The following is a 12,700-nucleotide window of genomic DNA, read 5'->3' as shown; positions in this document are numbered from 1 at the left end:
AGCGATTGTTTCAACTATTTCAACAGGTCGTCCATGCCGTAGACGCCCCGCTTTCCGCAGAGGAATTCGGCGGCGACGACCGCACCCTGGGCCAGCGTGCGGCGGTTCTTGATTTCGTGGCGCAGTTCGAGACGATCGTCCTCCGACTCGTAGGTCACGGTGTGGATGCCCGGGACCATACCCTCGCGTACCGAACGGATCTCGATGCAGTCGGCCGGCGTATCTTTGCTGTGCTCGACGCGGTTCGTTGCGTGTTCGATGCCGGGGGCGTAGTTCACCCAGCCGGATTTGCCCGGGAGGTTCTCGATGATCCCCTCGGCCAGCGTGATGGCCGTACCGCTCGGGGCATCCTTCTTCTGGGTGTGGTGCACCTCCTCGATGCGGACGCTGTACCCGCCTCCGACACGCCCCACAAGAGCGGCCAGCTGGCGGTTGAGGCGGAACATCAGATTCACGCCCAGGCAGTAGTTCGAGGCGTAGAACATCGCTCCGCCGCGTTCGCGGCAGAGATCCTGCAATTCGGCCAGACGGTCGGTCCAGCCCGTGGTGCCGCTCACGACGGCCACGCCGCACTCCAGACAGGTGCGGATATTGTCGTAGGCCGTGGCCGGGGTGGTGAACTCCAGCGCCACGTCGACCCCTGCGAGGTGTGCGGCATCCAGTTCACCGACGTTCGCCTGATCGACGATCAGCCGGACCTCGTGTCCCCGTTCGCGGAGGATTCGTTCGATTTCGCGGCCCATCTTGCCGTATCCGATGATTGCAGCCTTCATAGTGTCTCGTTCGAAAAATTCGGTTCCGACAAAGATACGAATAAATTTGCAAACTGAACGTCGCGGGCGGTGTTTATCGTATGCCGCGGGGCGGGATCTTTTTCCGGCAGGGCGCTTTGCGTCAAAAACGCCGCCGGAGGTTTGTCGTGGTCCGCGACTTTCGCTATCTTTGTCGGAAAAATACCTCCCATGCGTTATTTCATCGAACTCCGCTATCTGGGGGCCGCCTACTGCGGGTGGCAGCGGCAACCCGACCAGCCGTCGGTGCAGCAGACCCTCGAACGGGCCCTGACGACGCTGCTGCGCGAACCGGTTGAGGTGACCGGGGCGGGCCGCACCGATACGGGGGTCAATGCCTCTTATTATGTGGCGCATTTCGACCTCGGCCGGCCGATCGACCATCCCGAACAGGTGGTCTACAAGGCGAATTTCCTGCTTCCGGGCGACATTTCGGTCTGGAGCCTTACGCCCGTGGTCGACGATGCCCACGCCCGCTTCCACGCCCGCGAGCGCGAGTACCGCTACTATATCGAACCGCACAAAAACCCCTTCACGCGCCACCTGACGTGGCAGTACTACGTGCCGCTGGACCTCGAGCGGATGAACCGTGCGGCGGCCCTGCTGCTCGAGTTCGAGGATTTCACCTCGTTTGCCAAGCTCAATTCGAACAACAAGACCAATATCTGCCACGTGCGACAGGCCCGCTGGACGGTCGACGAACGGGGTGTGCTGTGCTTCACGATCCGCGCGGACCGCTTCCTGCGCAACATGGTACGGTCGATCGTCGGGACGCTGGTCGACGTGGGCCGGGGGCGTTATACGCCGGAGGATTTTCGTGCGATTGTTGCCAGCCGCGACCTTTCGCGGTCGAGTGCCGGGGCTCCGGCGCAGGGGCTCTTCCTGAGCGACGTGCGCTACCCTGCCGAGATCTTCACCGGCTTAAGAAGCCGGTTTTAGGGGCGCCGGTCCAAGAGACCGGTTTTAAGGGCGGCCGGGCCTTACCGGGTTTCAGAAGCCAATAACCGCTCCCGCCCCTCCGGATTTCAGCACCAAACGGCTGTTCCCGAACCTCCGAATTCCAATAGCCCTCGCCCACCCCCACAAATACACAGGAGCCACCCCGACAAAGGGTGGCTCCCGTATTTATATATAGGGACAAGCGGTTTCCCGCCGGCCTTCGTCAGAGATGAATGGCAGCTCCGAGGGCCGCTTCGGCCGCCTCCATCACCCCTTCGTTCATCGTCGGATGGGCGTGGATCGTACGGGCGATCTCATGGGCCGTGGCGCCCAGACGGCGGGCCAGGGTCGGTTCGGCCAGCATCTCCGTTACGGAGGCGCCGACCAGATGGGCTCCCAGCAGGTGATCCTCCTCGTCGAAGATCAGCTTCACGAATCCGTCGCGATCCCCCGCGGCCGTAGCCTTGCCCGAGGCCGTGAAGGGAAAGCGGCCGATCTTGACTGCCAGACCGCGTTCGACGGCCTGCTGCTCGGTCATGCCGACCGACGCCACCTCGGGCTGCGTGAAGACGCACGACGGGATGGTCGAGTAGTCGACCGGTTCGGGTGCAAGGCCGCAGATGGCCTCCACGCAGCAGATGCCTTCGGCCGAGGCCACATGGGCCAGCGCCGGTCCCGGCACGATGTCGCCGATGGCGTAGATGCCCGGGACGTTGGTCCGGTAGAAGGGGTCAACCTTGATTTTGCCGCGCTCGACCTCGACCCCCAGCTCCTCGAGGCCGATCCCCTCGATGTTCGGCTGAATGCCCACGGCCGACAGCACGACATCGGCCGAGAGGGTCTCGGCACCCTTCCTGCCCTCGATCTCCACGTCGCAACGCCCCTCGGCGTTGACGCTCACCCGCTTGACGGTCGTCCCGACGAGCACTGCGGCGCGCATCTTGCGGAAGGCGCGCTCCATGGCCTTCGAAACCTCCTCGTCCTCGAGGGGCATCATCCGCGGAAGATACTCGATGACCGTTACCTTGACGCCCAGCGCGGCGTAGAACCAGGCCAGCTCGCTGCCGATGGCTCCCGAACCGACGACGATCATCGTCTCGGGCAGCCGGGTCATGGCCAGCGCCTGCCGCGAGGTGATCACCCGCTCGCCGTCGACGGGCATGAAGGGCATCTCGCGCGGACGGGCGCCGGTGGCCAGGATGATGTGGTCGGCCTCATACTCCGTGCCGTCGACGTCGACCCGGCCCGGTGCCGTGAGGCGGCCGAAGCCCGCAATCAGGTCGATGCTGTTCTTCTTGAGCAGGAACTGTACGCCGCGCGACATGGTTTCGGCCACGGTGCGTGAGCGGGCGACGATCTTTTCGAGATTCGGGCGGACCGTGCCGTCGACCTCGAGTCCGTATTGTTCGGCGTGGCTGCAGCAGCCGAAGACCTGGGCGCTTTTCAGCAGCGCCTTGGTGGGGATGCAGCCCCAGTTGAGGCAGACGCCGCCCACATCGGCCCGCTCCACGAGGGCCACCTTGCGGCCCAGTTGCGCGGCCCGGATGGCGGCCACATATCCGCCGGGGCCGCTGCCGACGATCAGAATGTCGTATTTCATCTTTGTTCGTTTAAGGTTCAAGGTCGATTTCGGAGGCTATTTGCGGACGCGCAGCACCTCGCCGTTATCGGCGGCCACGGCCCGTTTCCACTTTTCGTTGTAGCCCGGGAACTGGATCCGGTCGGGAATCTGACGGCCGTTTCCGTTGTCGACGAAGTGGGCCGCCGAGCCGTCGCCGTCGAGGAACGACAGCACGTCGCCGTGTTCGCTCTTGACGTTGCCGTCCATGTACTTGACCAGCAGATAGCCGTTCAGCCGCTGCCAGCGGTCGAACAATTCCCGGGCCGTTATGACGCTCACCTCGGTGAGGTAGTTGCGGCGGGCCTCCGCCGACATCTTGCCGATGCGGGCCGGCAGGTTCTCCATCTCCTCGAGGCGGGTATTTTCCCACTGGTCGGTGACCTTGCGGATATCGGCCGAGATCATGTCGTAGCGCATGTAGGCGAAGTTCGTGGTGCGGTTGAAGAGCCAGAAGGCCGACGTGGGCGAATATTCGAGCATCGAACCGTTGCCCTCGCGGAAGCACTCGGGCACCTCCTGCGCCGAGCAGAAGATCGGCGTCAGACACGACGTGGCGGCATCGTCGACCCCGAACCACAGAATGCCCGTATCGGCCGGACGGTCCGCACGGGCCTGGCCGACGAACCAGAAACCGGTCTGCTGCGTGGCCGTGGCGCGCTCGTTGAGATACTCCACGCCGTCGACTTCGAACGTCATCGGACGCCAGCGGTAGGGGCAGTTGTGGCCGCCGGCACCGAGGTCCTTCGTCATGTCCATCGGGGTTCCTTCGTAGTGGTCGCGCATGCAGTCGAAGAGCTGTTTGGGTGAGACCTTGTGTGCGGGTTTCACCCACAGCGGCAGCCGCTTCTGGAGGTTGTAGCCCATGGCGTAGTCCTGGTATTCGTCCATGCCCTCGGCCACCGTGCGGAAGAAGGCCCACACGCGGGCGTCACAGCTGCGTACGGTGCTGAAATCGGCCGGGCAGTAGGCGTCGGCGAAGCTGAACTCCTCGTCCGTGCCGTCGAAGTAGCCCATTTCGCGGGCGAACTCCACCACGTCGGGGGCATAGAGGCAGTTTTCGGGGTCATCCTTCGGGAAGGTGGTGATGCGGGCCTGGTTGGCGTGTCCCGAGACGTAGCCGTCGGGGATGCGGCGGGCCACCCAGACGATGCCGCGGCGGGCGTTGCCCCCCTTGCCGTCGTCCTTGTAGCCCTTGCCGATGAGCTCCATGATCCAGGCTTCGTTCGGATCGGCGATCGAGAACGACTCGCCGCTCGAGGCGTAGCCCCAGGTATTGGCCAGTTCGGCAATCACGCCGATGGCTTCGCGGGCCGTACGGGCGCGCTGCAGGGCGATGTAGATCAGCGAACCGTAGTCGATGCGGCCCGTGGTGTCGACGAGCTCTTCGCGGCCGCCGTAGGTCGTTTCGCCGATGATGAGCGAGTGTTCGTTCATGTTGCCCACGGTGGACCACGTCTGGCGGATCTGCGGGATGTCGCACAGATAGCGGCCCGTATCCCATTCATAGACGGGCAGCATGGCGCCTTTTGCGTGTTTGCCGCCGGGGGTGTGGTAGAGGGCGCCGTAGAGGGCGTGCGAATCGGCCGCATAGGTCACCATGACCGAACCGTCGGTCGAGGCGCCCCGCGTGACGATGAAGTTGGTGCAGGCCGACACCGCGCCGTAGGTGGCCACGGCGGCGAAGGCTGCAAGCATCAATCGGAATTTTTTCATGTTTTTTCGGGTTTAGCTCGGTAAAGATAGTGAAAGTCGGGCGCCGGGGCAAATCAAAACACACTTTTCGATGTGTCGGTCTTCGCGTGGCGCCGGGTGGTCAAAGATAGAAAAAAGCGGCGAAAACCTTGCACAACCCGGCTCAAAATCCGATCTTTGTGATCGTGTCATGCCGTCCGGCAGGCCGATGAAGTCCTGCCCGGCGTGTGTAAATCCCTGAAAATCCCTGAAAAAGAAGATGCGGAAAATTGCGGTATTTTTGTTGCCGATCCTGCTTGCAGGGTGCGGCCTGAAGGTGGAGCATCCGGCCGAAGAGCTGGTGACGGAGGTCGAGATGCCCGCGGGCGAACGCTTCACCCCGGGTGACGAGGTGACGGTCCGAGCCGTCGGCTTCGAGGCCGCGGACGAGATCTGGTTCGATATTGCCTGGACCGATGGCATGGAGGATTTTGCCCCGAACGGTACGGCCCGGGGCCTCCGGGGAACGGTGACCGGCCGCACCGACACGTCGATCAGCTTCCTCGTTCCGGGGCACTACCCTCCTGCAACGGTCTCCGTGCTGCTCTCCCGCAACGGGGTCTTCCAGACGCTGGGGACGATTCGCACCGACGACGGCGTCCGTCACGAAATCTCGCTCCATACCCTTTCGGAGACCCCCGGCGGCGGAACCATCGTGGCCCGTTATCCGATGTACGGATCGGCCGACCTGCGCGAAGAGGTCCTCACGACCGATCTGACGCTGGAGTGCGTCGTCGGCCGCTTCGGCCCGGGCACGGCCTGCGGCATAGCCGACGGACAACTCGTCGAATTGGATCTGGTGACCCGTCAGACGGAGATTCAGGGCGAAGGATGCCTGCTCACGGGGGCGGTCTCCGAATCGACCGTAGCCGGGCTCTTCGTCCGCGACGACAGGCTCTGCCTCTCCGGCGGTTCCCTCCCCCGCGCATGGCAGCTGCCTGAAGGGGTCACCGCCGACCGCATCGTCCGCCAGCCCTTTGCCTTTGCATTCAACGCCCTGCTGCTTGCCGTGCGCAACGACGACGGTACGCTCTCGCCGCTCGTCCTGCCGTTGTCGGGTACGCGGGCGCTGCTCGGCCCGGCCGTCGAATCGCGGACGCTGCTCCCCTACTGGATGATGAAGCCCGCTACAGACAATCCCTCGCAATGGGAGCGCGTGGGCGGCTATGCCGTGCTGCATGACGATCTCACCTGGTTCCAGCCGCTCGATCCGACGACCCTCGAATTGGCGCCGACCCTCGGGGAGGCCGACCTTCTGGTCGATGGACGGGTGTTGTCGATGACCCAGTGCATGCTTCCGGCCGAAGCGGGCGATGCCGATCCGCAACCTGCGGTCCGGATCGGCGTGCTGACCGACACCGACGGTCGGCACGAGGTCTGGGTCTACGATCCGCAACGGGCCTCGGGATCGCTCGTGCTGGGGGATGTCGACCTCTTTGCCGTCCGCGGGATCTTCTTCGCGCGTTAACGCCGGTCCGAACTCCCTTGCTGATGCGGCAGGAACGTGCCCTCCGATGCTTCCGATGCTGTCGTACGGAGATCTTGCCGCTGTCGTACGCGGTGTCTTCCGACTCTTTGCGGCAAAGCAGCCCTCGCACCCCAAAGTGGCGGGAGGTTGGACGGTGACTGAAAGTCCGAGGCGCGCTTTTTTTCGGCCGAGACGATCCTTCCTGCCGGATTTTTGCCTAATTTTACGTCGAAAATCACACTACCATGTCGGAAATCGCAACCCATCTGGCACATATCCGCGAAACCCTCCCGGCGGGGGTGACGCTCGTTGCCGTATCGAAAACCCACCCTGCGGAGATGATCCGCGAGGCCTACGAAGCCGGTCAGCGCATCTTCGGCGAAAGCCGCCCCCAGGAACTGCGCGAGAAGTACGAGACGCTGCCCCGGGATATCGAGTGGCACATGATCGGCCACCTGCAGACCAACAAGATCAAATACATCGCGCCGTTCGTGGCGATGATTCAGTCGGTGGACAGCGCACGGCTGGTTGAGGCCATCCAGAAGGAGGCGGCCAAGTGCGGCCGCGTGATCGACATCCTGCTCGAGATCCACGTCGCCGCCGAGGAGACCAAGACGGGCTGGGATCCGGCCGAACTGCACGACTACCTCGCCACGAACCCCTTTGCCGCGCTGCCCAACCTGCGCGTGCGCGGCGTGATGGGCATCGCCACCAACACCGACGACGAGGCGGTCATCCGCCGCGATTTCGACGCGCTGCGCCACTGCTTCGAGGAGCTGCGTCCGCGCTTCGGCGAGGCGTTCGACACCCTCTCGATGGGCATGTCGCACGACTACCGGCTGGCCGTTGCGTGCGGTTCGACGATGGTGCGTGTCGGCTCGTCGATCTTCGGCGAGCGCGACTACTCGAAATGATTCGTTTCAGAACCGTCCCCCAAGTGGAAAGCGGCCCGTATCGGCTGCTCGGAATCGGCGCCGAGCCGGTGTCACCGCCGTCGCCCGCCTCTCGAACAACGTAATTTAATTATATGCATATGAAGATCGGATTTATCGGATTCGGAAACATGGCCCAGGCACTGGCCCGCGGACTGGTGCGCGGCGGAGCCGTCGAGGCCGCCTGCATCGGGGCCTGCGCCCGCGATCGGGCCAAACTGCAACGCAATACGGAGCTTCAGGGCTTCCGGGCCTTCGACACGGCGGCCGAGGTGGCGGAGTTCGCCGACGTGGTCATCATCGCCGTGAAACCCTATCAGGTCGAGGGGGTTGTTACGCCGATTCGTGAGACGTTGAAGCGGAAGATCGTCGTTTCGGTGGCTGCCGGGGTGACGTTCGACGACTATGAGCAGATGCTCACCCCCGGTACGGCCCATCTGAGCACGTGTCCCAATACGCCGGTGGCCGTCTGCGAGGGGATCGTCGTCTTCGAACGCCGCCACTCGCTCTCGCCCGAACAGCTGGCTTCGCTCGAGGAGCTCTTCTCGCACGTCGGGCTGGTGCTGTCGGTCGAGACCTCGCTGCTGGGGGTGGCCGGGACGATCTGCGGCTGCAGTCCGGCCTTCGTGGCGATGTTCATCGAGGCCTTGGCCGATGCGGCGCTCAAGTACGGTATTCCGCGTGCCGATGCCTACCGGATGGTGAGCCAGATGATCGTCGGCACGGGCAAGCTGCAACTTGAGACGGGACAGCATCCCGGCGTAATGAAGGATGCCGTCTGCTCGCCGGGCGGTACGACGATCGTGGGTGTAGGGGAACTCGAACGCGAGGGCTTCCGCGGATCGGTCATCGCGGCCATCGACGCCATTCTGGGCTGACCGGCCCTCCTTCCGGCTACGGCACCGACCCGCGGCGCAACCGGAAAAGAGAGAGGAACCTTCTCCCCTCCCCGCCTTTTAGGCAGGTTTTCGGGACGATATCCCGTTATCAGGCCTCCGGAACTTGTCTCCGCTTCCATCGTTTCAGACCGGGAGCGTCCGATTGCTGCTGAACCCCGGTAAGGCCCGGCCGCCTCTAAAACCGGTCTCTTAGACCGGTACCTTTTGGTGTCAAAAGGTACCACTAAAACCATCCGCAAGTCGCTTTCGCGGGAATCGGACAAAGGCCAAGCTGGGCGGGTGCAGAAAGATCGAGCCTATTCAGCCTCCCGCTCCTGGCGCTCGTCCTTTGCCCGATTCTTTTTCCGCTGCAAGCGAAGTGCGGAAATTGCTTTTCTTCGAACGTACGGGCGTCCATTTGCTAAAGAACCCCGGTAAGGCCCGGCCGCCTCTAAAACCCACCTCTTAGGTGGGCCGCCCATAGAACCGGCTTCTTAGACCGGGAGCGTCCGATTGCTGCTGAAACCCGGTAAGGCACGGCCGTCTCTAAAACCGGTCTTTTAGACCGTTAGCGGACGCGAAGCGTGCGGCCAATGCGCAGGATGGTGGTCGACTTGATGCCGTTCAGACGGCAGATGTTCGACACCGTGGTACCGTAGCGGCGGGCTATGGCACCGAGCGTATCGCCCGAACGGATCTTGTGATAACGCATGGCGGCCTTTTCGGCAGCCTCCTTCTTGTCCTGCTCCTCGTTGGCGATCTCGTCGTCGAAATCCTGCCCGGCGTTGGAATTGATGTTGAAGAAGGACTTCTTCAGCAGGAACGTTTCGCGGCAGAGCATGCCGTTCTTGAAGTCGATCAGCCGTTCGGGGTCGAAGGCCTGTCCGTAGTAGCGGGTCTCGAAGTGGAGGTGCGGACCGGTCGAACGGCCCGTCGAACCGCCTTTGCCGATGACGTGGCCCGCCTCGACCCAGTCGCCGGGTTGGACCAGACGCTCCGAGAGGTGGCCGTAATAGGTCTCCAGTCCGTTGTCATGGCGGATGATGACCAGATTGCCGTAGCCGCGCACATATTGCGAGATGCGCACCCGTCCGCAGAAGGTCGCATAGACCGGTTCGCCCATCTTGAGCGGCAGATCGACACCCTGGTGGCGGCGTCCGCGGCGCGGTCCGTACTTGCCGCGGGGATTCACCGCACCCTTGTAGGGATAGTGGTAGCTCTTCGTCGAGTCGATCAGGTCGATGACCACCGACTGCGGCAGCGAAGCGATGCTGACATCCTTGTAGGGAAAGAGCGAGACCGTGTCCCAATACTTTTCGAAGATCGTGCTGTCCTTGGCCACGGCACGGTTGCGGACGTATTTCCAGGTGTTGTTGCCGTAGAGGATGACGTAGAGGGCGTCGTTTCCGGAGTTGAGCGTGTCGAGGACAGTCAGTCCGTTGGTGTCGAACGTCGATTCGATCTCCTTGCGGCGCAGGCGCAGCTGCAGGTTGGCCACCGAGTCGGCCGCCGACTGCTGGGGATCGACCTGGGCGGTCGGAGACGATGCCGTACGGGCCGCACGGGCCTCGAGCTGCGCCTGCATGTTGTCGAGCAGCGTCTGCAGCGAGTCGATGGCGACGCTCTGCACGTCGGAGACGTGGCGCAGCGAGTCGGCTTCGGCCATCGCTTCGACGGTCTGTTCGAGGAGTTTGACCCGTGAGGGACGGGGGGATCGGGCGTCGGCCGTTGCGGCCAGCGAGAGGGCTGCCAGCGGCAGCAGGTATTGTTTCATCTTCTTCATACGTTGCGTTTTCGGTTGGACCGCTCCGGATGGGCACAGCGGCCGTTCACTTTTCGATTGCCGGGATTCTTCCGCCCGACTTTTCAAGGGGTTTTTTCCCCGGGGACTCTCTTCGGGGAGCGCTTTGCTCTTCCCGATTGGCCACTCCCCCGGCATTTATTTTTCTTCCCCCCCCCTCCGGATTCTGTCAGCCCCGTTTGATCAACTCTTCGGCGGCCTCGAGCTGGTGGTAGAACTCCTCGCCGAAGCGGCGGATGATCGGTTCGCGCAGCGCCTTGTAGACCGGGATTCCCAGTTTGGCGCCGCACTTGCGGGCCGGGGCACAGACTGACCAGCGGTGGTAGTTCAGGCCGAGTGTGCCGTTTGAGAAGCGCATGACGCGGATTGGATAGAGGTGGCACGAGATCGGTTTGCGGAACGCGGTCTTGCCCTCCATCCAGGCCTTCTCGATGGCGCACAGCGTCACGCCGTTCTCCTGACAGGCGTAGGCGCACTGGGCGTCGTTGACGAGCGGCGTGGTCCGATCGCCCTCTTCGTCGAGGACCATGAAGCCCTGCCGTTCGACGGCCTCCACCCCTTCGCCCGTCATGTAGGGACGGTAGTTCGGGTATTCGCGGCGGAGGATCTCCTCTTCGTCCTCCTCCAGCGGGGCTCCGGCGTTGCCTTCGACGCAGCAGATCCCCTTGCACTGCGCCAGATCGCACGCAAAGCATTCGCGCAGCAGATCGACGCTCACGATCTTGTCATCAATCTCGATCATTTGCGGCACGTATCGGCGATAATCAGATCATACAGTTCACCGAGCGACATGCCCATCTGTCGGGCCTGCTTCGGGACGATGCTTCCGGCGCTCATGCCCGGAATCGAGTTCAGCTCGATGAAGTAGGGCTTGCCTTCGGGGGTGACGATGAAATCGACCCGCACGATGCCCGAGCAGCGGCATGCGCGGTAGGCTTCGCGCGTCATGCGGTTCAGTTCGGCACGCACCTCATCCGGGATCGGTGCTGGGGTGATCTCCTCGGAGCGTCCGGCCGTGTATTTGGCCTCGTAGTCGAAGAAGTCGTTCTTGGGAACGATCTCCGTGATGGGGAAGATATACTCCTTTTCACGGGTGACGAGGATGCCGCACCCCATCTCACGGCCCGTGATGCACTCCTCGATGAGAATCTCGCCGCCCTGGGCGAAGGCGGCCTCGATGGCGGCGGGAAGCTCCGCGGCCGTGTGGACCTTCGTCACGCCGAACGACGAACCGTTGGCATTGGGCTTCACGAAGAGCGGGAGTCCCAGATCGGCGACAATGGCCTCGGCATCCCACGCCTCGCCGTGGCGCAGGAAGTGTTCGCGGGCCAGGTTGACGCGTCCGGCCAGCGTGCGCTTGGTGGTGATCTTGTCGAAGGTGACGACCGTCGAGACCATCGAGCACGACGAATAGGGAATACCCATCATGTCGAGATAGCCCTGCAGACGGCCGTCCTCGCCCGGGGTGCCGTGGATGAGAATCAGCGCGTAGTCGAAAATCTTGTGTTCGCCGTCGATCGTAATCGAGAAATCGTTCTTGTCGACCTGCCACTGTCGGCCGTCGGGCGTCGTGTGGTGCCAGTCGCGGTGATGGAGGTCGATGACCGTGATATCGTATTTCGTGTGATCGAGCGCCGCTTCGATCTGTGCGGCACTTTGCAGGGCGATCTCCCGCTCGGGAGAGTCGCCGCCCGCCAGGAGGGCGATCTTCAGTCGTGTCATTTTCAGGGGTTGTAGATGTCTTTGTATCGGAATTCGAAAATCTCCTGCACCATCTGGGCAAACTGCCGGGCCTCGACGTGGTTGGCGTCGATGCGCAGCACGGCGTTGAAGTCGTTCAGCGCCGGGCCCCACTCGCTCAGGCGGTAATGGAGCTTGCCGCGTTCGAGCAGCAGTTCGATGTCGTCGGGGTGTGCGGCGAGTTGTGTGGTGAGGACCGCGATGCGGGTTGCGGGGCTCCAGAGCCCCTTCTTGCGGATGTATTCGAGGACCTTCGGGGCGAGCATCGCCGAGACATCCTCGCCGCGCGTGATACGGTCGCGGATCCCGGTCGAGGCGATGTCGAGCAGCGGAGCTTCGTCGAGCAGCGTGATGCGTCCCTCGAAGCCCGAGACGCTCTCGCCGCCGCGCCGCGGATAGACGTAGACCGGATATTCGAGGATTCGGTCGTACTCCTTCCAGCCGTCGAGGCGGGCGATCTGGTCGCTGCCCATCAGGATCGAGAACTCCATCTCCGCACCGCAGTTCTCCTGCAGATAGCGCAGCGTGTCGATCGTATAGGAGGGTTTCGGCAGCAGCATCTCCACTACCGAAGGTTTGATCCGTTCGGGATATTTCGATGCGGCGCAGGCGATCTCGGCCATCTCGAAGCGGTCGAGTTCGGGGGCCAGCGCCTCTTCCTGCTTGTAGGGGCTCTGGGGCGAGACGATCAGCGCCACCTCGTCGCACAGTCCGCGGTCCAGCACATACTCCGCCAGGGCGATGTGGCCCTTGTGGATCGGGTTGAATGACCCGAAATAGAGCATTTCGCGTTTCATGG

11 protein-coding genes are annotated in these 12,700 nt (G+C 63.2%); 4 read left to right on the top strand and 7 right to left on the bottom strand.

Annotation, left to right across the window (positions count from 1 at the left end; genetic code table 11):
* Positions 1–14 precede the first annotated feature (14 nt).
* The gene (gene dapB / locus B5G09_RS03055; RefSeq protein ID WP_087403989.1) at positions 15–773 is read right to left on the bottom strand and encodes a 4-hydroxy-tetrahydrodipicolinate reductase; all 759 of its coding nucleotides are present in this window, start codon (positions 771–773) and stop codon (positions 15–17) included.
* Positions 774–962: 189 nt separating this feature from the next.
* Here dapB and truA point away from each other — a divergent pair, with 189 nt between their 5' ends.
* A complete protein-coding gene (gene truA, locus B5G09_RS03045) occupies positions 963–1,730 on the top strand; it encodes a tRNA pseudouridine(38-40) synthase TruA (protein ID WP_087403987.1) in 768 nt (255 codons plus the stop codon).
* A 223-nt stretch (positions 1,731–1,953) separates the two neighbouring features.
* Here truA and lpdA read toward each other — a convergent pair whose 3' ends face one another.
* A complete protein-coding gene (gene lpdA, locus B5G09_RS03040) occupies positions 1,954–3,330 on the bottom strand; it encodes a dihydrolipoyl dehydrogenase (RefSeq protein WP_087403986.1) in 1,377 nt (458 codons plus the stop codon).
* A 36-nt stretch (positions 3,331–3,366) separates the two neighbouring features.
* The gene (locus B5G09_RS03035; protein ID WP_087403985.1) at positions 3,367–5,064 is read right to left on the bottom strand and encodes a C69 family dipeptidase; all 1,698 of its coding nucleotides are present in this window, start codon (positions 5,062–5,064) and stop codon (positions 3,367–3,369) included.
* Positions 5,065–5,323: 259 nt separating this feature from the next.
* On the opposite strand from B5G09_RS03035, the gene B5G09_RS03030 reads away from it, so the two are divergent.
* From B5G09_RS03030 to proC, 3 genes are all read left to right on the top strand, one after another.
* Entirely contained in the window at positions 5,324–6,550 is a 1,227-nt protein-coding gene (locus B5G09_RS03030; RefSeq protein ID WP_162608234.1) for a WD40-like domain containing protein, read from the top strand.
* Positions 6,551–6,795: 245 nt separating this feature from the next.
* Positions 6,796–7,464 carry a YggS family pyridoxal phosphate-dependent enzyme gene (locus tag B5G09_RS03025; RefSeq protein WP_087403983.1) on the top strand — a complete coding sequence of 223 codons (669 nt, stop codon included), beginning with the start codon at positions 6,796–6,798 and terminating at the stop codon, positions 7,462–7,464.
* A 119-nt stretch (positions 7,465–7,583) separates the two neighbouring features.
* Positions 7,584–8,360, top strand: a complete 777-nt coding sequence (proC, locus tag B5G09_RS03020) for a pyrroline-5-carboxylate reductase (RefSeq protein WP_087403982.1) — start codon at positions 7,584–7,586, stop codon at positions 8,358–8,360.
* Between the two features lie 568 nt (positions 8,361–8,928).
* Here the strand turns inward: proC and B5G09_RS03015 are convergent.
* The 4 genes from B5G09_RS03015 to nadD all read right to left on the bottom strand — a co-directional run bounded on the left by B5G09_RS03015 (position 8,929) and on the right by nadD (position 12,698).
* Positions 8,929–10,134 carry a peptidoglycan DD-metalloendopeptidase family protein gene (locus tag B5G09_RS03015; RefSeq protein ID WP_087404089.1) on the bottom strand — a complete coding sequence of 402 codons (1,206 nt, stop codon included), beginning with the start codon at positions 10,132–10,134 and terminating at the stop codon, positions 8,929–8,931.
* A gap of 196 nt (positions 10,135–10,330) precedes the next feature.
* Positions 10,331–10,903: a DUF3109 family protein gene (locus B5G09_RS03010; RefSeq protein ID WP_087403981.1), complete on the bottom strand. Its 573-nt coding sequence runs from the start codon at positions 10,901–10,903 to the stop codon at positions 10,331–10,333.
* Positions 10,900–11,883: a D-alanine--D-alanine ligase gene (locus tag B5G09_RS03005; protein WP_087403980.1), complete on the bottom strand. Its 984-nt coding sequence runs from the start codon at positions 11,881–11,883 to the stop codon at positions 10,900–10,902. The genes B5G09_RS03010 and B5G09_RS03005 overlap by 4 nt, the downstream gene beginning before the upstream one ends.
* A gap of 2 nt (positions 11,884–11,885) precedes the next feature.
* Positions 11,886–12,698: a nicotinate (nicotinamide) nucleotide adenylyltransferase gene (gene nadD / locus B5G09_RS03000; RefSeq protein ID WP_087403979.1), complete on the bottom strand. Its 813-nt coding sequence runs from the start codon at positions 12,696–12,698 to the stop codon at positions 11,886–11,888.
* Positions 12,699–12,700 lie beyond the last annotated feature (2 nt).

This window comes from Alistipes sp. An54 (genome assembly GCF_002159375.1).
In the GTDB taxonomy this organism is placed as follows: Bacteria; Bacteroidota; Bacteroidia; order Bacteroidales; family Rikenellaceae; genus Alistipes; species Alistipes megaguti.
This window is presented reverse-complemented; position numbering and strand designations above follow the sequence as displayed.